The sequence below is a fragment of the Streptomyces sp. NPDC015032 genome, from assembly GCF_043080425.1.
Lineage (GTDB): Bacteria > Actinomycetota > Actinomycetes > Streptomycetales > Streptomycetaceae > Streptomyces.
This window is the reverse complement of sequence record NZ_JBIBVN010000004.1, coordinates 151,804-174,430: the sequence shown is the minus strand read 5'-3', so window position 1 is coordinate 174,430 and position 22,627 is coordinate 151,804. Positions and strand designations below refer to the sequence as shown.

Here is a 22,627-nt window from a genome sequence, read left to right as displayed (position 1 = left end):
GTCGCGGTGTCCGGGACCGTACCCTTGTCCCCGTGCAGGAACTCCACGACGCGCCCCTCGCCCCCCTGACCACCTTCCGGCTCGGCGGCCCCGCCGACCGCCTTCTCACGGCGACGACCGACGCCGAGGTGATCGAAGCCGTGCGCGAGGCCGATGGGAGCGGCACCCCGCTCCTGGTCATCGGGGGCGGCAGCAACCTGGTCATCGGCGACAAGGGCTTCAACGGCACCGCCCTGCGCATTGCGACCCGGGGCGTCGCCCTGGACGGTACGACGCTGGAGCTGGCCGCCGGAGAGGTCTGGACGGACGCCGTCGCCCGCACCGTCGAAGCCGGTCTCGCGGGCATCGAGTGCCTGGCCGGAATTCCAGGATCCGCCGGTGCGACGCCGATCCAGAACGTCGGCGCCTACGGCCAGGAAGTGTCCTCCACCATCACCGAGGTCGTCGCCTACGACCGCTACGCACGTGAAACGGTCACCATTCCGAACGCCGAGTGCGCGTTCTCGTACCGGCACAGTCGTTTCAAGGCCGAACCCGACCGCTTCGTGGTGCTGCGTGTCCGCTTCGAACTGGAGGACGCGGGCGGCCTGTCCGCGCCCCTGAAGTACCCCGAGACGGCCCGTGCCATGGGTGTCGAGCAGGGCGAGCGCGTGCCCGCCGCGGCCGCCCGTGAAACGGTGCTCGGCCTCCGCGCCGGCAAAGGCATGGTGCTGGACCCGGAGGACCACGACTCCTGGTCGGCCGGTTCCTTCTTCACCAATCCGATCCTGGAGGCGGCGGAGTACGAGGCGTTCCGCGCCCGCGCCATGGACCTGCTCGGGCCCGAGGTGACGCCCCCCGCCTTCCCCGCGGACGGGGGACGCACCAAGACCTCCGCGGCCTGGCTCATCGACAAGGCCGGATTCACCAAGGGCTACGGCACGGGACCGGCCCGTATCTCCACCAAGCACACCCTCGCGCTCACCAACCGCGGCGGCGCGACCACCGAGGACCTTCTCGCACTCGCCCGTGAGGTCGTCGCCGGGGTGCACAAGGCATTCGGCGTCACGCTCGTCAACGAACCCGTGACAGTCGGCGTGAGCCTGTAGGAGACGCGGCTCAGTACGCCACGCCCACGCCCTGCTTCACCGCGGCCGGATCGTCCATCAGTGCCAGCATCGCGTGCGCCACGTCGGCCCGTGAAATGGTCCGGCCGCTGCGCGGACTGCCGCCGACCGCCGTCCGGTACTTCCCCGTCAACGGCCCGTTGGTGAGCTTCGGAGGCCGTACGGACGTCCAGTCCGTGGTACTCCCGGCCAACGCGGCCTCCATCCGCGTCAGGTCCGCGTAGACCTCCTTGAGGATCGCCCCGACCACCCTGCGGACCGCCCGGTCCACGACCGGGTCGTCGGTGGGCCGGGGGCCGACCGGCGCCGCGCTGACCACCAGCAGCCGCCGCACCCCCTCGGCCTCCATCGCCGCCAGCACCGACCGGGTGAGCCGCTCGGCGACCCCGCCCGCCTTCCGGCCCCGCGAGCCGAGCGCGGAGAGCACCGCGTCCCGGCCCGCAACCGCTTCCCGCAACGCCTCCGGGTCGTCCAGGCGCGCTGCCGCGTGGACCTGTACGTCGGAGAGCGGGACGGGCAGCCGCGCCGGATCCCGGACCACCGCCGTCACCTCGTGCCCCGCCGCCACCGCCTGGCGGACGACCTCCTGGCCGACGCCGCCCGTCGCGCCGAACACCGTGATCCTCATTGCGTGCCCTCCCGGGGTGAGTAAGTACCCACTCACCCCTAGAGTGAGTGGGTACTCACCACCTCGTCAAGCTTCATTGGAGTGCACATGGAGCAGAAGTCGGCCCGCGTCCGCATCATCGACGCCGCCCACCAGCTGATGCTCACCATCGGCCTGGCCCGCGCCACCACCAAGGAGATCGCCCGGGCCGCCGGCTGCTCGGAGGCCGCGCTCTACAAGCACTTCCCGAGCAAGGAGGAGCTGTTCGTGGCCGTGCTCAAAGAGCGGCTGCCCAAGCTCACCCCGCTGCTGAAGCGGCTCATCGTGTCGCCGGGGGCGGGGGAGCGGACCGTCGAGCAGAACCTCACCGAGATCGCCCGGCAGGCCGCCCTCTTCTACGAGCAGAGCTTCCCGATCGCCGCCTCGCTGTACGCCGAGCCCAGGCTCAGGCAGCGCCACAACGAGGCGATGAGGGAGCTGGGCACCGGCCCGCACGTGCCCATTCGCGGCCTGGATGCGTATCTGCGCTCCGAGCGGGCGGCCGGCCGGGTGCGGGCCGACGCGGACACCTACGCGGCCGCGTCGCTGCTCCTGGGGGCCTGCGCGCAGCGGGCGTTCGCCTACGACGCCACGGAGGGCGGGGGGCCGCCGCAGTCCCTCGACGAGTTCGCCGCGTCCGTGGCCGGGATGCTGGCGCGGGGCCTCGTGGCGTAGGGCGCGCCCGCCCCGGGGAACCGGCCGGGACGAGGGCCTCAGCTCGCGGGCTTCGACAGCCAGTCGTCGATGCCCGCCAGGAGTTCCGCCCGAATCGCGGCGGGTGCCGCGGAGCCCCGTACCGACTGCCGGGCCAGTTCCGCGAGCTCCTCGTCCGTGAACGCGTGGTGGCGCCGTACGAGGTCGTACTGCGCGGCCAGCCGGGAACCGAAGAGCAGCGGATCGTCCGCGCCCAGCGCCATCGGCACCCCGGCCTCGAACAGCGTGCGCAGGGGCACGTCGGCGGGCTTCTCGTAGACCCCCAGTGCCACGTTCGACGCCGGGCACACCTCGCAGGTCACCCCGCGCTCCGCCAGCCTGCGCAGCAGCCGGGGATCCTCGGCGGCCCGCACGCCGTGCCCGATCCGGGCCGCGTCGAGGTCGTCCAGGCAGTCCCGCACGCTCGACGGGCCGGCCAGCTCGCCGCCGTGCGGGGCCGCCAGCAGACCGCCGTCCCGGGCGATGGCGAAGGCCCGGTCGAAGTCCCGGGCCATACCGCGGCGCTCGTCGTTGGAGAGCCCGAATCCGACCACGCCCCGGTCCGTGTACCGCACCGCGAGCCGGGCCAGTGTGCGGGCGTCCAGCGGGTGCTTCATACGGTTCGCCGCGATCACCACCCGGATCGGCAGACCGGTCTCGCGCGAGGCGCCGTCCACCGCGTCCAGGATGATCTCGATCGCCGGGATCAGCCCGCCGAGCAGCGGGGCGTACGACGTGGGATCGACCTGGATCTCCAGCCAGCCGGAGCCGTCCGCGACGTCCTCCTGGGCGGTCTCGCGCACGAGCCGCTGGATGTCCTCCGGGGCCCTCAGACAGGACCGGGCGATGTCGTAGAGACGCTGGAAGCGGAACCATCCGCGCTCGTCCGTCGCCCGCAGCCGGGGCGGCTCGCCGCCGGTCAGGGCGTCCGGCAGATGCACGCCGTACTTGTCGGCGAGTTCGAGCAGGGTCGTGGGCCGCATCGACCCGGTGAAATGCAGGTGCAGGTGGGCCTTGGGCAACAGCCGGACGTCACGATCCATGTCCGATCACCTTCTGTAGCTGTTACGCTCCGCACTGTGCCGAAAGGCGTCGGGCAGGGCTTGTCCGTCATGCGGCCAATAGTCGACCACATGAGAAGCCCCCTCTTGTAGGGGGAGGAGTCACTCCAAGATCCTGCCGCAAGGATCTCGGTCCAGGCAGCCGGATTCATCGAACGAGCGCTTGCCTGAACGCACAAGCGGGTCCCCGGCTCGGCCGGGGACCCGCTTGTGCGCACTACGGAGGCGTCAGGCCTTGGCCTCGCCCAGCAGCTTCTGGAGCCGCGAGATGCCCTCGACGAGGTCGTCGTCGCCCAGGGCGTACGAGAGTCGCAGGTAGCCCGGCGTGCCGAAGGCCTCGCCCGGAACGACCGCGACCTCGGCCTCGTCCAGGATGAGCGCCGCCAGCTCGACCGAGGTGGCCGGACGCCTGCCGCGGATCTCCTTGCCGAGCAGCTCCTTGACCGAGGGGTACGCGTAGAACGCGCCCTCGGGCTCGGGGCACAGCACACCGTCGATCTCGTTGAGCATCCGGACGATGGTCCGGCGGCGCCGGTCGAAGGCGGTCCGCATCTCGGCGACCGCGTCCAGGCTCCCGGAGACGGCGGCCAGCGCGGCGACCTGGGCGACGTTGGAGACGTTGGACGTGGCGTGCGACTGGAGGTTGGTCGCGGCCTTGACGACGTCCTTCGGGCCGACGATCCAGCCCACCCGCCAGCCGGTCATCGCGTACGTCTTGGCGACGCCGTTGACCACGATGCACCTGTCGCGCAGCTCGGGCACGATCGCCGGCAGCGAGGTGAACTTCGCGTCGCCGTAGACCAGGTGCTCGTAGATCTCGTCGGTCAGCACCCACAGGCCGTGCTCGACGGCCCAGCGGCCGATCGCCTCGGCCTCGGCCTCGCTGTACACGGCGCCGGTCGGGTTCGACGGGGAGACGAACAGGACGACCTTCGTGCGCTCGGTGCGCGCCGCCTCCAGCTGCTCGACCGAGACCCGGTAGCCGGTGGTCTCGTCGGCCACGACCTCCACCGGGACGCCGCCGGCCAGCCGGATCGACTCGGGGTAGGTGGTCCAGTACGGGGCCGGGACGATGACCTCGTCGCCCGGGTCGAGGATCGCGGCGAACGCCTCGTAGATGGCCTGCTTGCCGCCGTTGGTCACCAGGATCTGGGAGACGTCGACCTGGTAGCCGGAGTCGCGCAGCGTCTTCTCCGCGATGGCGGCCTTGAGCTCCGGAAGCCCCCCCGCCGGGGTGTAGCGGTGGTACTTCGGGTTGCGGCATGCCTCGACCGCGGCTTCGACGATGTAGCCGGGGGTCGGGAAGTCGGGCTCACCGGCGCCGAAGCCGATCACCGGACGGCCGGCGGCCTTGAGGGCCTTGGCCTTGGCGTCGACGGCGAGGGTGGCGGACTCGGAGATGGCACCGATGCGGGCGGAGACCCGGCGCCCGGACGGAGAAGTTGCAGCGCTCATGGCCCCATGGTCCCAGACCTCGATCCCTGTCGGCCCAGCGGTTTCAGGGACCGGACACGACTCGGACAGCATGCGGACAAGATGCGGCCAGGAGCTGTCGGGAGCTATCTGTTCGACGCCGGGCCGCTGAACACGTACACTCACCTGTCGTTGGCCTTCACCGGCTGAACCGTTCCCACACCCGGAGTTTCCGGGAAGATGCGGTAGGTTGGTGGAAACCACAAAGGGTCGTAGCTCAATTGGTAGAGCACTGGTCTCCAAAACCAGCGGTTGGGGGTTCAAGTCCCTCCGGCCCTGCTACACACTCCTTCGCCAGGAAGTGTGCGCATGTACGTACTTCAATGCACCGCCGTGCGGCTCCACCGGGCGCGGCACGGCCATGACCCGGAATCAGGTGAGAAGCGTGACGGACGCCGTGGGCTCCATCGACATGCCTGATGCCGAGGATGAAGTACCCGAGTCGAAGAAGAAGGCTCGGAAGGGCGGCAAGCGCGGAAAGAAGGGCCCCCTGGGCCGCCTCGCGCTGTTCTACCGCCAGATCGTCGCCGAGTTGCGCAAGGTTGTCTGGCCGACTCGTAATCAGCTGACGACATACACCACTGTGGTGATTGTGTTCGTCGTCGTCATGATCGGTCTGGTGACCGTGATTGACTTCGGATTCCAGCGGGTCGTGAAGTACGTCTTCGGCTGATCCCGCGGAGGGCGCCTCATGGGCGCCCCTTTCGCATGTTCCACCCATTTGTATCCAGGAAGAAGCAGCCACCGTGTCTGACCCGAACCTGAACGACGCCGTCGAGCCGACGGCGGGCGCCTTCGAGTCCGCCAAGGACGAGCTCGGCATCGTCGAGGCGGCGGACGCCGAGGAGCCGGACCAGGCCGACGCTGCCGACGCCGCCGCAGGTGAGCCCGCCGAGGAGGCGGCCCTGCGTACCAACGACGCCGACGACGCCGAGGCCGGTTCCGAGGGCGACGTGAACGACGACGAGCCCGCCGGGGCCGACGAGGAGGCCGAGCCGGCCGCCCCCGTCGACGCCGTCGCGGCCTTGCGCGAGGAGCTGCGCGGTCTCCCCGGCGAGTGGTACGTCATCCACACGTACGCCGGTTACGAGAAGCGCGTGAAGGCCAACCTGGAGCAGCGCGCCGTCTCGCTCAACGTCGAGGAGTTCATCTACCAGGCCGAAGTGCCCGAGGAAGAGATCGTCCAGATCAAGAACGGCGAGCGCAAGAACGTCCGCCAGAACAAGCTGCCGGGCTATGTCCTGGTGCGCATGGACCTGACGAACGAGTCCTGGGGCGTCGTCCGCAACACCCCCGGCGTCACCGGTTTCGTGGGCAACGCCTACGACCCGTACCCGCTGACCCTGGACGAGATCGTCAAGATGCTCGCCCCGGAGGCCGAGGAGAAGGCCGCCCGCGAGGCCGCCGAGGCCGAGGGCAAGCCGGCTCCGTCCCGCAAGGTCGAGGTGCAGGTGCTCGACTTCGAGGTGGGCGACTCGGTCACCGTCACCGACGGGCCGTTCGCGACCCTGCAGGCGACGATCAACGAGATCAACGCCGACTCGAAGAAGGTCAAGGGTCTCGTCGAGATCTTCGGCCGCGAGACCCCGGTCGAGCTCAGCTTCGACCAGATCCAGAAGAACTAGCGGATTCCCGCCAGTTTCTGGATACATGCCTACTGAGCAGGTCAGACCGGCTTCGCAGCCGGTCTGACCTGCTCGGTTTTTGGTCGCGCAGCTATACCCGTTATCGTTGTGCGGTATGCCTCCATCCGGATGATCCGGGCGGCGGCGAAACACTCTCACTAGGACCCGGAGAGAGCAATGCCTCCCAAGAAGAAGAAGGTCACGGGGCTTATCAAGCTCCAGATCAATGCCGGTGCGGCCAACCCGGCCCCGCCGGTCGGCCCCGCGCTCGGCCAGCACGGCGTCAACATCATGGAGTTCTGCAAGGCCTACAACGCCGCGACCGAGTCGCAGCGTGGCATGGTCGTGCCGGTGGAGATCACGGTCTACGAGGACCGTTCCTTCACCTTCGTCACCAAGACTCCGCCGGCCGCGAAGCTGATCCTCAAGGCCGCGGGCGTGGAGAAGGGCTCCGGCGAGCCGCACAAGACCAAGGTTGCCAAGCTGACGGCCGCCCAGGTCCGTGAGATCGCCACGACGAAGCTCCCCGACCTGAACGCCAACGACCTCGACGCCGCGTCGAAGATCATCGCTGGCACCGCCCGTTCCATGGGCATCACGGTCGAAGGCTGATTCAGCCCCTCACGTCCTCAGTGGTAGGGCCAAGCGCTGGCCCGCACCACGACTCCACACCCTGAAACCACAGGAGCAGAAGTGAAGCGCAGCAAGAACCTCCGCGCTGCGGACGCCAAGGTCGACCGGGCGCGCAACTACGCCCCGCTCGAGGCCGTCCGTCTCGCCAAGGAGACCGCCTCCACCAAGTTCGACGGCACCGTCGAGGTCGCGTTCTGCCTGGGTGTCGACCCGCGCAAGGCCGACCAGATGGTCCGTGGCACCGTGAACCTCCCGCACGGCACCGGCAAGACCGCCCGGGTCCTGGTCTTCGCGACCGGTGACCGTGCTGCGGCCGCGGAAGCCGCGGGCGCCGACATCGTCGGCGCCGACGAGCTCATCGACGAGGTAGCGAAGGGCCGTCTGGACTTCGACGCCGTCGTCGCCACCCCGGACCTCATGGGCAAGGTCGGCCGCCTCGGCCGCGTGCTCGGTCCGCGTGGTCTGATGCCGAACCCGAAGACCGGCACCGTCACCCCCGACGTCGTGAAGGCTGTCAACGACATCAAGGGCGGCAAGATCGAGTTCCGCGTCGACAAGCACTCGAACCTGCACTTCATCATCGGCAAGGTCTCGTTCGACGACACCAAGCTGGTGGAGAACTACGCAGCGGCGCTGGAGGAGATCCTCCGTCTGAAGCCGTCCGCCGCCAAGGGCCGCTACATCAAGAAGGCCACCCTGGCCACCACGATGGGCCCCGGCATCCCGCTGGACGCCAACCGCACCCGTAACCTCCTCGTCGAGGAGGACCCGGCCGCCGTCTGAGCCCCCGCGCTCGGCAGCAAGCCGCGTCACGTGTGACATTGACGGGCCCCGCAACCTTTCGAGGTGCGGGGCCCGTCCTCGTATCCGTATGTATCCGGTGGCTGTGTCGGAGCTGTGCGTTAGCGTGAGACTTCGATAGCCGAACGAGGGGTGGAAACGGACATGAGGACCAGGACCGTGCGACGCGTGGGTCTGTCGGTGGCGGTGGCGGCGGCACTGACGTCGGTCGCGGCCTGTGGCGGATCGGACGACAAGGGCAGTGACAACCGCGGCGGTGCCGCGGTGAAGGCCGACCCGATCGCCGCGTTGCGCGATGTGCAGAAGAAGACCGGTGGGGAGAGCTCGGCGAAGGTCGAGGGCACCACCCAGATGGGCACCACCATGTCCATGAAGCAGAGCGGCACCATCGACTGGACCGACGGTCTCACCGGCACCATGGAGATCACGTACACCGGCGGCACCATGGCGGATGCCATGAAGCAGAACGGTGGCACCGGCACCATGCAGGCCCGCTACTTCAAGGACGGCTACGCCGTCAACATGGGCGAGGCCTTCGCCAAGCAGGCAGGCGGCAAGCACTGGATCAACTACGGCTACGCCGACCTCGCCAAGCTCGCCGGTGCCTCCGGCGAGGCGATGAAGCAGCAGATGCAGAACACCACGCCCGACCAGGGGCTGAAGTCGCTGCTGGCCTCCGGTGACGTGAAGAGGGTCGGCCAGGAGGATGTACGCGGAGTCTCCGCGACGCACTACTCCGGCACCGTCGACGTCGCCGCGCTGACCGCGAAGAACTCCGAGCTCGACGCCGACCAGCTCGCTCAGCTGAAGAAGCAGCTGAGCGACGTCGGGATCACCACGGAGAAGATCGACATCTGGGTCGACAAGAACGATCTCCTGGTCAAGAAGACCGAGCGCGGCCAGATGAAGACCGGCGAACTCAATTCGACGGTGTACTACAGCGACTACGGCACGAAGATCTCGGTCGAGAAGCCCTCGGCCGGTGACACGGTCGACTTCACCGACCTCGTGAAGCAGCAGCAGGGATCCGGCGCGGGCACGAACTGAGAGCCGCCGGCAACCGGGCGGCACAGCTCCCCGGCCGTCGGCCGGCCCGGACCTCCGTACCCCCGGAGAGGGGCGGATTTGCCCGGCGCGACATCGGTCGCGTACTCTCCAACAGAAGCCAAAGACCGCTGGTCGTTGCTGCGCTCTCGCAAGAGGGAACAGCGACCGAAGGATCCGTCGAGTACGGGCGACCCGCGCAGGTGACTGTGGAGAGCTCCCGGATTTCATTCGGTCGAGCTACGCCCTGGCACCTGTGCCGGGGCGTTCGTCTTTCCCGGCCCCTTCTGAGCGGTCCTCATCACCCGGAAGGAGGCCGACGCTCATGGCAAGGCCCGACAAGGCTGCCGCGGTAGCCGAGCTGACGGACCAGTTCCGCAGCTCGAACGCCGCTGTGCTGACCGAGTACCGGGGTCTCACCGTGGCGCAGCTCAAGACGCTGCGTCGTTCGCTCGGTGAGAACGCCCAGTACGCCGTGGTGAAGAACACGCTGACCAAGATTGCGGCCAACGAGGCCGGGATCACTTCGCTGGACGACCAGTTCACTGGTCCGACGGCGGTTGCCTTCATCACCGGTGACCCGGTGGAGTCGGCGAAGGGTCTTCGTGACTTCGCCAAGGACAACCCCAACCTCATCATCAAGGGCGGTGTCCTTGACGGTAAGGCACTGACCGCGGATGAGATCAAGAAGCTCGCGGACCTCGAGTCCCGCGAGGTTCTGCTCGCCAAGCTGGCGGGCGCCATGAAGGGCAAGCAGACTCAGGCTGCTCAGGTCTTCCAGGCGCTCCCGTCGAAGTTCGTCCGCACCGCGGAGGCGCTTCGTGCCAAGCAGGCCGAGCAGGGCGGTGCCGAGTAATTCGGCTCGCGCAATGATCGCCGCCCCCTAGGGCGACGGTCGCAGCGGGCCGAACGTACGCCCGCCTACATGTACATCCGGCACCTGCCGAATTAGTGGAAGGACGCCATCATGGCGAAGCTGTCCCAGGACGACCTGCTCGCGCAGTTCGAAGAGATGACCCTCATCGAGCTCTCCGAGTTCGTGAAGGCCTTCGAGGCGAAGTTCGACGTCACCGCCGCCGCCGCGGTCGCCGTTGCCGCCCCGGGTGCCCCCGGTGCCGCCGCTGAGGCCGTCGAGGAGCAGGACGAGTTCGACGTCATCCTCACCGGCGCCGGCGAGAAGAAGATCCAGGTCATCAAGGTCGTGCGTGAGCTGACCTCGCTGGGTCTGAAGGAGGCCAAGGACCTCGTCGACGGCACCCCGAAGCCGGTCCTCGAGAAGGTCGCCAAGGAGGCCGCCGAGAAGGCTGCCGAGTCCCTCAAGGCCGCCGGCGCTTCCGTCGAGGTCAAGTGACTCAGGGAGTCAGCTGACTCCTTCTGACTGCCCGTGCCGCACGGCACGGACGTCAAAACACGAAGGGCGATCACCCATCCGGGTGGTCGCCCTTCGGCGTACCCGCGGCGGCTGCCTTGCTCTTCCGGCGGCGACGAGTATGGTGATCATCGCCGTTGCCTCTCGGGGCCGGCCGACCGGTGCCGGGAGGCGGCCGGGTGAGGGGCCCCGGGGCGCTGTCCCGGCAGGGGGGCCTTGACGAACCGCACGCGGCGCGCAATTCTCAGGACGCGTCGTCACACATCGATCCGAATTCGAGGCATGGATCGTGGACGAAGAGGGCAGTAAAGAAGAGCGCACCGCGCGCACAGCTAGTCATAGGTGTTGAGAACAGCTGTTGAGAGATACGTGGGTCTCTGAGAACCCCGACTGGACATCAGTGTGCCGTTTGGCTACACTGACCCTTTGCGCTGCCTGTTAGCTGCCTCCTGCCCGTCACCAGGGGCATGCCCTCGCTTGAGCACCGATGACCGAACGTCTCTGACCTGGGATTTCTGTCTCCGTGTACAACTTGGGACCGGTACGCGCGTAGTGAGTCCGAGCCCTCGGAAGGACCCCCTCTTGGCCGCCTCGCGCAACGCCTCGACCGCGAATACGAACAACGGTGCCAGCACCGCCCCGCTGCGCATCTCCTTTGCAAAGATCAAGGAGCCCCTCGAGGTTCCGAACCTCCTCGCGCTGCAGACCGAGAGCTTTGACTGGCTCCTCGGCAATGCCGCCTGGAAGGCTCGCGTCGAGGCTGCTCTGGACAGTGGACAAGACGTCCCCACCAAGTCCGGCCTGGAGGAAATCTTCGAGGAGATTTCACCGATCGAGGACTTCTCCGGGTCGATGTCGCTTACGTTCCGCGACCACCGCTTCGAGCCCCCGAAGAACTCGATCGACGAGTGCAAGGAGCGCGACTTCACGTTCGCCGCCCCGCTCTTCGTCACGGCCGAGTTCACCAACAACGAGACCGGCGAGATCAAGTCCCAGACGGTCTTCATGGGCGACTTCCCGCTCATGACCAACAAGGGCACCTTCGTCATCAACGGCACCGAGCGTGTCGTCGTGTCGCAGCTGGTCCGCTCGCCGGGTGTCTACTTCGACTCCTCCATCGACAAGACGTCCGACAAGGACATCTTCTCCGCCAAGGTCATCCCGTCCCGTGGTGCCTGGCTGGAGATGGAGATCGACAAGCGCGACATGGTCGGTGTGCGCATCGACCGCAAGCGCAAGCAGTCCGTCACCGTTCTCCTGAAGGCTCTCGGCTGGACGACCGAGCAGATCCTCGAGGAGTTCGGCGCGTACGAGTCCATGCGTGCCACCCTGGAGAAGGACCACACCCAGGGCCAGGACGACGCGCTGCTCGACATCTACCGCAAGCTGCGTCCGGGCGAGCCGCCCACGCGCGAGGCGGCGCAGACGCTGCTGGAGAACCTCTACTTCAACCCGAAGCGCTACGACCTGGCGAAGGTCGGCCGCTACAAGGTGAACAAGAAGCTCGGCGCGGACGAGCCGCTGGACGCCGGCGTGCTCACCACCGACGACGTCATCGCCACCATCAAGTACCTGGTGAAGCTGCACGCCGGTGAGACCGAGACGGTCGGCGAGTCCGGTCGTTCGATCATGGTCGAGACCGACGACATCGACCACTTCGGCAACCGTCGTATCCGCAACGTCGGCGAGCTGATCCAGAACCAGGTCCGTACGGGTCTCGCCCGTATGGAGCGTGTCGTGCGCGAGCGCATGACCACCCAGGACGTCGAGGCGATCACGCCGCAGACCCTGATCAACATCCGGCCGGTCGTCGCCTCCATCAAGGAGTTCTTCGGCACCAGCCAGCTGTCCCAGTTCATGGACCAGAACAACCCGCTGTCGGGCCTGACGCACAAGCGTCGTCTCAACGCGCTGGGCCCGGGTGGTCTCTCCCGTGAGCGGGCCGGCTTCGAAGTCCGTGACGTGCACCCGTCGCACTACGGCCGCATGTGCCCGATCGAGACCCCTGAAGGCCCGAACATCGGTCTGATCGGCTCGCTCGCCTCCTACGGCCGGATCAACGCGTTCGGTTTCATCGAGACGCCGTACCGCAAGGTCGTCGAGGGCCAGGTCACCGACGAGGTCGACTACCTGACCGCCGACGAAGAGGACCGGTTCGTCATCGCGCAGGCCAACGCCCCGCTGAACGACGGACTCCGGTTCGCCGAGTCCCGGGTGCTGGTCCGCCGCCGTGGTGGCGAGGTCGACTACGTCCCGCCGGCCGATGTCGACTACATGGACGTCTCGCCGCGCCAGATGGTGTCGGTCGCGACCGCCATGATCCCGTTCCTCGAGCACGACGACGCCAACCGCGCGCTCATGGGCGCGAACATGATGCGTCAGGCCGTGCCGCTCATCAAGTCCGAGGCGCCGCTCGTCGGCACCGGCATGGAGTACCGCTGCGCCACCGACGCCGGCGACGTGCTCAAGGCCGAGAAGGACGGTGTGGTCCAGGAGGTCTCCGCGGACTACATCACCGTGACCAACGACGACGGCACGTACACCACGTACCGCATCGCCAAGTTCATGCGCTCCAACCAGGGCACCTCGGTCAACCAGAAGGTTGTCGTCTCCGAGGGCGACCGGGTCGTCGCCGACCAGGTCCTCGCCGACGGTCCGGCCACCGAGAACGGTGAGATGGCCCTCGGTAAGAACCTGCTCGTGGCGTTCATGCCGTGGGAGGGTCACAACTACGAGGACGCGATCATCCTGTCGCAGCGCCTCGTGCAGGACGACGTCCTCTCCTCGATCCACATCGAGGAGCACGAGGTCGACGCCCGTGACACCAAGCTCGGCCCGGAGGAGATCACCCGGGACATCCCGAACGTCTCCGAGGAGGTCCTCGCCGACCTCGACGAGCGCGGCATCATCCGTATCGGTGCCGAGGTCGTCGCCGGCGACATCCTCGTCGGCAAGGTCACGCCCAAGGGTGAGACCGAGCTGACCCCCGAGGAGCGCCTGCTCCGCGCGATCTTCGGTGAGAAGGCGCGCGAGGTGCGCGACACCTCGCTGAAGGTGCCGCACGGTGAGATCGGCAAGGTCATCGGCGTCCGCGTCTTCGACCGCGAAGAGGGCGACGAGCTGCCGCCGGGCGTGAACCAGCTGGTCCGCGTCTACGTCGCGCAGAAGCGCAAGATCACCGACGGTGACAAGCTCGCCGGCCGTCACGGTAACAAGGGCGTCATCTCGAAGATCCTCCCGATCGAGGACATGCCGTTCCTGGAGGACGGCACCCCGGTCGACATCATCCTCAACCCGCTGGGTGTCCCGTCCCGAATGAACCCGGGACAGGTCCTGGAGATCCACCTCGGCTGGCTCGCCAGCCGCGGCTGGGACGTCTCCGGCCTCGGTGACGAGTGGGCCAAGCGCCTGCAGGCCATCGGCGCCGACCAGGTCGCCCCCGGCACCAACGTGGCGACCCCCGTCTTCGACGGTGCGCGCGAGGACGAGATCTCCGGTCTCTTCGAGGCCACGATCCCGAACCGCGACGGCAACCGCCTGGTGCAGCCCTCCGGCAAGGCCAAGCTGTTCGACGGCCGCTCCGGCGAGCCGTTCCCGGACCCGGTCTCGGTCGGGTACATGTACATCCTCAAGCTGCACCACCTCGTCGACGACAAGCTGCACGCGCGTTCGACGGGTCCGTACTCCATGATCACCCAGCAGCCGCTGGGTGGTAAGGCTCAGTTCGGTGGACAGCGCTTCGGTGAGATGGAGGTGTGGGCCCTTGAGGCATACGGCGCCGCATACGCCCTCCAGGAACTGCTGACGATCAAGTCCGACGACGTGACCGGCCGCGTGAAGGTCTACGAGGCGATCGTCAAGGGCGAGAACATCCCCGAGCCCGGCATTCCCGAGTCCTTCAAGGTGCTCATCAAGGAAATGCAGTCGCTCTGCCTCAACGTGGAGGTGCTGTCCTCGGACGGCATGTCCATCGAGATGCGCGACACGGACGAGGACGTCTTCCGCGCGGCGGAGGAGCTCGGTATCGACCTGTCCCGGCGCGAGCCGAGCAGCGTCGAAGAGGTCTGACGGGTTGGCCGGCCGGATCCCCGTGATCCGGCCGGCTCTCCCCGGACCCGTTCAGACCATTGCTGAAGTGCCCCGATTTCTCGCGTGACGCGAGGGGGCTCGAACCCCCGAAAGAGGGATTGACGACAAGTGCTCGACGTCAACTTCTTCGACGAGCTGCGGATCGGCCTTGCCACCGCGGACGACATCCGGACCTGGTCCCACGGCGAAGTGAAGAAGCCGGAGACCATCAACTACCGCACGCTCAAGCCCGAAAAGGACGGACTCTTCTGCGAGAAGATCTTCGGTCCGACCCGGGACTGGGAGTGCTACTGCGGCAAGTACAAGCGTGTCCGCTTCAAGGGCATCATCTGTGAGCGCTGTGGCGTCGAGGTCACGCGCGCCAAGGTGCGCCGTGAGCGCATGGGTCACATCGAGCTTGCCGCTCCCGTCACCCACATCTGGTACTTCAAGGGCGTCCCGTCGCGTCTGGGCTACCTCCTCGACCTCGCGCCGAAGGACCTCGAAAAGGTCATCTACTTCGCCGCGTACATGATCACGTTCGTGGACGAGGAGCGCCGCACCCGCGACCTGCCCTCGCTGGAGGCGCACGTCTCCGTCGAGCGTCAGCAGATCGAGAACCGTCGCGACGCCGACCTGGAGGCCCGGGCCAAGAAGCTCGAGACCGACCTGGCCGAGCTGGAGGCCGAGGGCGCCAAGGCCGACGTGCGCCGCAAGGTGCGCGAGGGTGCCGAGCGCGAGATGAAGCAGCTGCGCGACCGTGCGCAGCGCGAGATCGACCGTCTCGACGAGGTGTGGAGCCGCTTCAAGAACCTCAAGGTCCAGGACCTGGAGGGCGACGAGCTGCTCTACCGCGAGCTGCGTGACCGCTTCGGCACGTACTTCGACGGCTGCATGGGCGCCGCCGCCCTGCAGAAGCGCCTGGAGTCCTTCGACCTCGACGAGGAGGCCGAGCGCCTCCGCGAGATCATCCGCACCGGCAAGGGCCAGAAGAAGACCCGTGCGCTCAAGCGCCTCAAGGTCGTCTCCGCGTTCCTGCAGACCAGCAACAAGCCCAAGGGCATGGTGCTCGACTGCGTGCCGGTCATCCCGCCGGACCTGCGTCCGATGGTGCAGCTGGACGGTGGCCGCTTCGCGACCTCCGACCTGAACGACCTGTACCGCCGTGTGATCAACCGCAACAACCGCCTCAAGCGTCTTCTCGACCTCGGTGCCCCCGAGATCATCGTGAACAACGAGAAGCGGATGCTGCAGGAGGCCGTCGACGCGCTGTTCGACAACGGCCGCCGCGGTCGCCCGGTCACCGGTCCCGGCAACCGCCCGCTCAAGTCCCTCAGCGACATGCTGAAGGGCAAGCAGGGCCGATTCCGCCAGAACCTTCTCGGTAAGCGTGTGGACTACTCCGCGCGTTCCGTGATCGTCGTCGGCCCGCAGCTCAAGCTGCACCAGTGCGGTCTGCCGAAGGCCATGGCGCTGGAGCTCTTCAAGCCGTTCGTGATGAAGCGCCTGGTCGACCTGAACCACGCGCAGAACATCAAGTCGGCCAAGCGCATGGTCGAGCGCGGCCGCACCGTGGTGTACGACGTCCTCGAAGAGGTCATCGCCGAGCACCCGGTGCTGCTGAACCGTGCACCGACGCTGCACCGCCTCGGCATCCAGGCCTTCGAGCCGCAGCTGGTCGAGGGCAAGGCCATCCAGATCCACCCGCTCGTCTGCACCGCGTTCAACGCGGACTTCGACGGTGACCAGATGGCCGTGCACCTGCCGCTCTCCGCGGAGGCGCAGGCCGAGGCCCGCATCCTGATGCTGTCCTCGAACAACATCCTGAAGCCGGCCGACGGCCGTCCCGTCACCATGCCGACCCAGGACATGGTGCTGGGCCTGTTCTTCCTCACCACGGACGAGGAGGAGCGCAACGTCGTCGGACAGGGCCGTTCCTTCGGTTCCACGGCCGAGGCGATCATGGCCTTCGACGCCCGGGAGCTGTCGCTCCAGGCGAAGGTCGACATCCGCTTCCCGGTGGGCACCATCCCGCCGCGCGGCTGGGTGCCGCCGGTCGCCGAGGAAGGGGACGGCGGCATCGGGGAGCGGCCGTACCAGCAGGGCGACACGTTCCGGCTGCGTACGTCGCTGGGCCGCGCGCTCTTCAACGAGCTGCTGCCCGAGGACTACCCGTTCGTCGACTACTCCGTCGGCAAGAAGCAGCTCTCCGAGATCGTCAACGACCTCGCCGAGCGCTACCCCAAGGTCATCGTGGCGGCGACGCTCGACAACCTGAAGGCGGCGGGCTTCTACTGGGCGACCCGTTCCGGTGTCACCGTGGCCATCTCCGACGTCGTGGTCCCCGAGGCCAAGAAGGCGATCGTCGCCGGCTACGAGGCCCAGGACGAGAAGGTCCAGAAGCAGTACGAGCGCGGTCTGATCACCAAGGACGAGCGCACGCAGGAACTCATCGCGATCTGGACCAAGGCGACCAACGAGGTTGCCGAGGCGATGAACGCGAACTTCCCCAAGACGAACCCCATCTTCATGATGGTTGACTCGGGTGCCCGAGGAAACATGATGCAGATGCGGCAGATCGCCGGTATGCGTGGTCTGGTGTCGAACGCCAAGAACGAGACGATCCCGCGTCCCATCAAGGCGTCCTTCCGTGAGGGCCTCACCGTTCTGGAGTACTTCATCTCCACGCACGGTGCCCGTAAGGGTCTGGCGGACACCGCCCTGCGTACCGCCGACTCGGGTTACCTGACCCGTCGTCTGGTGGACGTCTCGCAGGACGTGATCATTCGCGAGGAGGACTGCGGCACCGACCGCGGCCTCAAGCTGAAGATCGCCGTCAAGGGTGCGGACGGTGTGCTCCGCAAGACGGAGGACGTCGAGACCTCGGTCTACGCCCGCATGCTCGCCGAGGACGTCGTCGTCGACGGCAAGGTCATCGCGCCTGCCAACGTCGACCTCGGTGACGTCCTGATCGACGCCCTGGTGGGCGCCGGCGTCGAGGAGGTCAAGACCCGTTCGGTCCTGACCTGTGAGTCCGCGGTCGGCACCTGTGCCTTCTGCTACGGACGCTCGCTCGCCACCGGCAAGCTGGTCGACATCGGTGAGGCGGTCGGCATCATCGCCGCCCAGTCCATCGGTGAGCCCGGCACCCAGCTGACGATGCGTACCTTCCACACCGGTGGTGTGGCCGGTGACGACATCACCCAGGGTCTGCCCCGAGTCGTCGAGCTCTTCGAGGCCCGTACGCCCAAGGGTGTCGCCCCGATCTCGGAGGCGGCAGGCCGCGTCCGTATCGAGGAGACCGAGAAGACCAAGAAGATCGTCGTCACCCCGGACGACGGCAGCGACGAGACGGCGTTCCCGATCTCGAAGCGCGCCCGTCTGCTGGTGGGCGAGGGCGACCACGTCGAGGTGGGCGAGAAGCTCACCGTGGGTGCCACCAACCCGCACGACGTGCTGCGGATCCTCGGTCAGCGCGCGGTCCAGGTCCACCTGGTCGGCGAGGTCCAGAAGGTCTACAACTCGCAGGGTGTGTCGATCCACGACAAGCACATCGAGATCATCATCCGGCAGATGCTGCGCCGTGTGACGATCATCGAGTCCGGCGACGCGGAGCTGCTGCCGGGCGAGCTCGTCGAGCGCTCGAAGTTCGAGACCGAGAACCGTCGTGTGGTCACCGAGGGCGGTCACCCCGCCTCCGGCCGTCCGCAGCTGATGGGTATCACCAAGGCCTCGCTCGCCACCGAGTCGTGGCTGTCGGCGGCGTCCTTCCAGGAGACGACCAGGGTCCTGACCGATGCGGCGATCAACGCCAAGTCGGACTCCCTGATCGGCCTCAAGGAGAACGTCATCATCGGTAAGCTCATCCCGGCCGGTACGGGCCTGTCCCGCTACCGCAACATCCGGGTCGAGCCGACCGAGGAGGCCAAGGCCGCGATGTACTCGGCCGTCGGCTACGACGACATCGACTACTCGCCGTTCGGCACGGGCTCCGGCCAGGCCGTTCCGCTGGAGGACTACGACTACGGTCCGTACAACCAGTAAGCGAGTCGCTTGACCGACCGGAGGGCGGTCACCCCGTTTATGGACGGGGTGGCCGCCCTCCGGCCTGTGCGAGCAGGCGTAAAGTCGATCCCGTCACGCAGGGGTGACGGATTATGGGGATGCCGACCGTCCGGGGGAGATGTTCGTGTCGTATCCGTCGAGGCAGCCCGACCGGCTGTCTGCGCAGAGCCCGTCGATGCTGGCCTCGCACGCGGAGCGCGAGCGCGCTGTCGATGTGCTGCGGGCCGGTTTCGCGGAGGGGCGCCTCGACAACGACGAGTTGGAGAAGCGGGTCGCGCGGGCCCACGCGGCCCGTACGGTGGGGGAGTTGACCCTGCTCGTCGGCGATCTGCCGCAGGGTCCCGCGTTCGCCCAGCTCGCGCCCGCCGGATATTTCGGTCCCGCGGTGCCGGCGACCTTCCTGCCCGAGCCGCAGACCAGGACGAACGGCAAGGCCAAGGGCTCGCTGATGTTCGGCGTACTGGCTCCGGTGACCTTTGTGACGGGGGTGCCCGCGGTGGTTCTCGGACACATGGCGCGCAAGGAGATTCGGCGCAGTGACGAGGCGGGCGACGGCCTGGCGGTCGCCGGGCTCGTGCTGGGCTGGGTGTCGATCATCGGCTGGGTGCTGCTCCTGGCCGGGTTCATCACAGCCGTGGTCGTCACGCGCTGAGGTCGCAGACGTGCGGCGTGTCGCCGCGGGCAGCATTTGTTTTGACCGGAGTCGATGAGGTAGGTACGCTCAGACCTTGTGCCTGGGGTGTGCCTGGGCTCCTGTGCGTGTCCTCAACCGCATGGCGAGTCCGTCACTGGCCACCGCAATCTGCATCCTTCCCTGCCTTGCGGCGGGAGTCTGCAGCATTCGACACACCCGACCGCGTGGGTCGGTGACGTTCCAGGTTAGTTTCACGAACGGCACACAGAAACCGGAGAAGTAGTGCCTACGATCCAGCAGCTGGTCCGGAAGGGCCGGCAGGACAAGGTCGAGAAGAACAAGACGCCCGCACTCGAGGGTTCGCCCCAGCGCCGCGGTGTCTGCACGCGTGTGTTCACGACCACCCCGAAGAAGCCGAACTCGGCACTCCGTAAGGTCGCGCGTGTGCGTCTGACCTCCGGTATCGAGGTCACGGCCTACATCCCGGGTGAGGGACACAACCTGCAGGAGCACTCCATCGTGCTCGTGCGTGGTGGCCGTGTGAAGGACCTGCCGGGTGTTCGTTACAAGATCATCCGCGGCTCGCTCGACACCCAGGGTGTCAAGAACCGCAAGCAGGCCCGCAGCCGCTACGGCGCCAAGAAGGAGAAGTAAGAATGCCTCGTAAGGGCCCCGCCCCGAAGCGCCCGGTCATCATCGACCCGGTCTACGGTTCTCCTCTTGTCACCTCGCTGATCAACAAGATCCTGCTCAACGGCAAGCGTTCCACCGCCGAGCGGATCGTGTACGGCGCCATGGAAGGCCTCCGCGAGAAGACCGGCAACGACCCGGTCATCACGCTGAAGCGCGCGCTTGAGAACGTCAAGCCCTCGCTCGAGGTCAAGTCCCGCCGTGTCGGTGGCGCCACCTACCAGGTGCCGATCGAGGTCAAGCCCGGTCGCGCCTCCACCCTCGCGCTGCGCTGGCTCGTGGGTTACTCCCGCGCCCGCCGCGAGAAGACCATGACCGAGCGCCTCATGAACGAGCTGCTCGACGCCTCCAACGGTCTTGGCGCTGCCGTCAAGAAGCGCGAGGACACCCACAAGATGGCCGAGTCCAACAAGGCCTTCGCGCACTACCGCTGGTAGTCGCTACCCACATCGAGACCGAGAGAAGATTGAGCCTTATGGCCACCACTTCGCTTGACCTGGCCAAGGTCCGCAACATCGGGATCATGGCCCACATCGACGCGGGCAAGACGACCACCACCGAGCGGATCCTGTTCTACACCGGCGTTTCGTACAAGCTCGGTGAGGTCCACGACGGCGCTGCCACGATGGACTGGATGGAGCAGGAGCAGGAGCGCGGCATCACGATCACGTCTGCCGCGACGACCTGCCACTGGCCGCTCGATGATGTTGACCACACCATCAACATCATCGACACCCCGGGTCACGTGGACTTCACCGTCGAGGTGGAGCGTTCGCTCCGCGTCCTCGACGGCGCCGTCACCGTGTTCGACGGTGTGGCGGGCGTCGAGCCGCAGTCCGAGACCGTCTGGCGTCAGGCGGACCGCTACGGCGTGCCGCGTATCTGCTTCGTCAACAAGCTCGACCGTACCGGTGCCGACTTCTTCCGCTGCGTCGACATGATCACGGACCGCCTCGGCGCGACCCCGATCGTGATGCAGCTCCCGATCGGTGCCGAGGCCGACTTCACGGGCGTCATCGACCTCGTGACGATGAAGGCGTTCGTCTACCCGGTGGAAGCCACCAAGGGCGAGGCGTACGACATCGTCGACATCCCCGCGAACCTCGCGGAGAAGGCCGAGGAGTACCGCGCCAAGCTCCTTGAGGACGCGGCGGAGAACGACGAGACGCTCATGGAGCTCTACCTGGAGGGCGAAGAGCCTTCCGCGGAGCAGCTCTACGAGGGCATCCGTCGCATCACCATCAACTCGGGCAAGGGCGGCGAGACGACCGTCACCCCCGTGTTCTGCGGCACCGCGTTCAAGAACAAGGGCGTCCAGCCCCTGCTCGACGCCGTCGTGCGCTACCTCCCCTCCCCCCTGGACGTCGAGGCCATCGAGGGCCACGGCGTCAAGGACCCGGAGGAGATCGTCAAGCGCAAGCCGTCCGACGACGAGCCGCTCGCGGCCCTCGCGTTCAAGATCATGAGCGACCCGCACCTCGGCAAGCTCACCTTCGTCCGGGTCTACTCGGGCCGCCTGGAGTCCGGCACCGCAGTGCTGAACTCCGTCAAGGGCAAGAAGGAGCGCATCGGCAAGATCTACCGCATGCACGCGAACAAGCGTGAGGAGATCGAGTCGGTGGGCGCCGGCGACATCATCGCCGTCATGGGCCTGAAGCAGACCACCACCGGTGAGACGCTGTGCGACGACAAGAACCCGGTGATCCTGGAGTCCATGGACTTCCCGGCGCCGGTCATCCAGGTCGCCATCGAGCCCAAGTCCAAGGGTGACCAGGAGAAGCTGGGTGTCGCCATCCAGCGCCTCTCCGAGGAGGACCCGTCCTTCCAGGTGCACTCCGACGAGGAGACCGGCCAGACCATCATCGGTGGTATGGGTGAGCTTCACCTCGAGGTGCTCGTCGACCGCATGAAGCGCGAGTTCCGCGTCGAGGCCAACGTCGGCAAGCCCCAGGTCGCGTACCGCGAGACGATCCGCAAGGCCGTCGAGCGCATCGACTACACCCACAAGAAGCAGACCGGTGGTACCGGTCAGTTCGCCAAGGTGCAGATCGCGATCGAGCCCATCGAGGGCGGCGAGTCCTCGTACGAGTTCGTCAACAAGGTCACCGGTGGCCGCATCCCCCGTGAGTACATCCCCTCGGTGGACGCGGGTGCTCAGGAAGCCATGCAGTTCGGCATCCTGGCCGGCTACGAGATGGTCGGCGTCCGCGTCATCCTTCTCGACGGTGGCTACCACGAGGTCGACTCCTCCGAGCTGGCGTTCAAGATCGCTGGTTCGCAGGCGTTCAAGGAGGGTGCCCGCAAGGCGTCCCCCGTGCTCCTGGAGCCGATGATGGCCATCGAGGTGACCACGCCCGAGGACTACATGGGCGATGTCATCGGTGACATCAACTCCCGCCGTGGCCAGATCCAGGCCATGGAGGAGCGCAGCGGCGCTCGCGTCGTGAAGGGCCTCGTGCCCCTTTCGGAGATGTTCGGCTACGTCGGAGACCTCCGCAGCAAGACCTCGGGTCGCGCAAGCTACTCGATGCAGTTCGACTCCTACGCCGAGGTTCCGCGGAACGTCGCCGAGGAGATCATCGCGAAGGCCAAGGGCGAGTAACTCTCCCGAGCTCACGCTTTAGGCTTGTCACCGGAGCCTGGTGGGGCATTCGTCGCGGAGCGCAAGCTTTGCGGTGAATGCCCCCGGCCCCGGCATTCCAGCAAAGATCACCTGGCG

At 67.2% G+C, this 22,627-nt stretch carries 18 protein-coding genes and 1 tRNA gene; 16 read left to right on the top strand and 3 right to left on the bottom strand.

The genetic code is table 11. The annotated features are described in order from the left end of the window. Positions 1 to 32: 32 nt before the first annotated feature. Positions 33 to 1,088 (top strand): UDP-N-acetylmuramate dehydrogenase, encoded by a 1,056-nt coding sequence (locus ACF08M_RS09295; protein ID WP_392184605.1) that lies wholly within the window; start codon positions 33 to 35, stop codon positions 1,086 to 1,088. Positions 1,089 to 1,098: 10 nt separating this feature from the next. Here the strand turns inward: ACF08M_RS09295 and ACF08M_RS09290 are convergent, their stop codons facing one another. Then, entirely contained in the window at positions 1,099 to 1,734 is a 636-nt protein-coding gene (locus ACF08M_RS09290) for an NAD(P)-dependent oxidoreductase (protein WP_392184604.1), read from the bottom strand. 87 nt (positions 1,735 to 1,821) lie between these two features. On the opposite strand from ACF08M_RS09290, the gene ACF08M_RS09285 reads away from it, so the two are divergent. Continuing rightward, entirely contained in the window at positions 1,822 to 2,427 is a 606-nt protein-coding gene (locus ACF08M_RS09285; protein ID WP_392184603.1) for a TetR/AcrR family transcriptional regulator, read from the top strand. A gap of 38 nt (positions 2,428 to 2,465) precedes the next feature. On the opposite strand, the gene ACF08M_RS09280 is transcribed toward ACF08M_RS09285, so the two are convergent. Then, a complete protein-coding gene (locus ACF08M_RS09280) occupies positions 2,466 to 3,488 on the bottom strand; it encodes an adenosine deaminase (RefSeq protein ID WP_392184602.1) in 1,023 nt (340 codons plus the stop codon). A 246-nt stretch (positions 3,489 to 3,734) separates the two neighbouring features. Further along, positions 3,735 to 4,961, bottom strand: a complete 1,227-nt coding sequence (locus ACF08M_RS09275) for a pyridoxal phosphate-dependent aminotransferase (RefSeq protein ID WP_392184601.1) — start codon at positions 4,959 to 4,961, stop codon at positions 3,735 to 3,737. Positions 4,962 to 5,185: 224 nt separating this feature from the next. Between ACF08M_RS09275 and ACF08M_RS09270 the strand changes: the two genes are divergently transcribed. From ACF08M_RS09270 to fusA, 14 genes are all read left to right on the top strand, one after another. Then, positions 5,186 to 5,258, top strand: a tRNA-Trp gene (locus tag ACF08M_RS09270). A 106-nt stretch (positions 5,259 to 5,364) separates the two neighbouring features. Next, positions 5,365 to 5,652, top strand: a complete 288-nt coding sequence (gene secE / locus ACF08M_RS09265) for a preprotein translocase subunit SecE (RefSeq protein WP_362195896.1) — start codon at positions 5,365 to 5,367, stop codon at positions 5,650 to 5,652. Between the two features lie 73 nt (positions 5,653 to 5,725). Beyond that, positions 5,726 to 6,604, top strand: a complete 879-nt coding sequence (gene nusG / locus ACF08M_RS09260; RefSeq protein WP_392184600.1) for a transcription termination/antitermination protein NusG — start codon at positions 5,726 to 5,728, stop codon at positions 6,602 to 6,604. 177 nt (positions 6,605 to 6,781) lie between these two features. Continuing rightward, the gene (gene rplK, locus ACF08M_RS09255; protein WP_006126872.1) at positions 6,782 to 7,216 is read left to right on the top strand and encodes a 50S ribosomal protein L11; all 435 of its coding nucleotides are present in this window, start codon (positions 6,782 to 6,784) and stop codon (positions 7,214 to 7,216) included. A gap of 81 nt (positions 7,217 to 7,297) precedes the next feature. After that, positions 7,298 to 8,020: a 50S ribosomal protein L1 gene (gene rplA / locus ACF08M_RS09250; protein WP_362195902.1), complete on the top strand. Its 723-nt coding sequence runs from the start codon at positions 7,298 to 7,300 to the stop codon at positions 8,018 to 8,020. A 162-nt stretch (positions 8,021 to 8,182) separates the two neighbouring features. After that, on the top strand, positions 8,183 to 9,085 hold the full coding sequence (locus ACF08M_RS09245; RefSeq protein WP_392184599.1) for a hypothetical protein: 903 nt from the start codon (positions 8,183 to 8,185) through the stop codon (positions 9,083 to 9,085). 322 nt (positions 9,086 to 9,407) lie between these two features. Further along, positions 9,408 to 9,938 carry a 50S ribosomal protein L10 gene (rplJ, locus tag ACF08M_RS09240; RefSeq protein ID WP_266358738.1) on the top strand — a complete coding sequence of 177 codons (531 nt, stop codon included), beginning with the start codon at positions 9,408 to 9,410 and terminating at the stop codon, positions 9,936 to 9,938. Between the two features lie 111 nt (positions 9,939 to 10,049). Next, on the top strand, positions 10,050 to 10,433 hold the full coding sequence (gene rplL / locus ACF08M_RS09235) for a 50S ribosomal protein L7/L12 (protein ID WP_362440680.1): 384 nt from the start codon (positions 10,050 to 10,052) through the stop codon (positions 10,431 to 10,433). Between the two features lie 600 nt (positions 10,434 to 11,033). Next, the gene (gene rpoB, locus ACF08M_RS09230; RefSeq protein WP_392184598.1) at positions 11,034 to 14,519 is read left to right on the top strand and encodes a DNA-directed RNA polymerase subunit beta; all 3,486 of its coding nucleotides are present in this window, start codon (positions 11,034 to 11,036) and stop codon (positions 14,517 to 14,519) included. Positions 14,520 to 14,648: 129 nt separating this feature from the next. Continuing rightward, on the top strand, positions 14,649 to 18,563 hold the full coding sequence (locus ACF08M_RS09225; RefSeq protein ID WP_392184597.1) for a DNA-directed RNA polymerase subunit beta': 3,915 nt from the start codon (positions 14,649 to 14,651) through the stop codon (positions 18,561 to 18,563). A 145-nt stretch (positions 18,564 to 18,708) separates the two neighbouring features. Beyond that, positions 18,709 to 19,236, top strand: coding sequence for a DUF1707 and DUF4190 domain-containing protein (locus ACF08M_RS09220; RefSeq protein ID WP_392184596.1), 528 nt, complete (start codon positions 18,709 to 18,711; stop codon positions 19,234 to 19,236). 264 nt (positions 19,237 to 19,500) lie between these two features. Continuing rightward, entirely contained in the window at positions 19,501 to 19,872 is a 372-nt protein-coding gene (rpsL, locus tag ACF08M_RS09215) for a 30S ribosomal protein S12 (RefSeq protein WP_003948652.1), read from the top strand. A 2-nt stretch (positions 19,873 to 19,874) separates the two neighbouring features. Beyond that, positions 19,875 to 20,345, top strand: a complete 471-nt coding sequence (rpsG, locus tag ACF08M_RS09210; RefSeq protein ID WP_093897234.1) for a 30S ribosomal protein S7 — start codon at positions 19,875 to 19,877, stop codon at positions 20,343 to 20,345. A 38-nt stretch (positions 20,346 to 20,383) separates the two neighbouring features. Next, complete coding sequence (fusA, locus tag ACF08M_RS09205) at positions 20,384 to 22,510, top strand: elongation factor G (protein WP_392184595.1); 2,127 nt, start codon at positions 20,384 to 20,386, stop codon at positions 22,508 to 22,510. Positions 22,511 to 22,627: the final 117 nt, after the last annotated feature.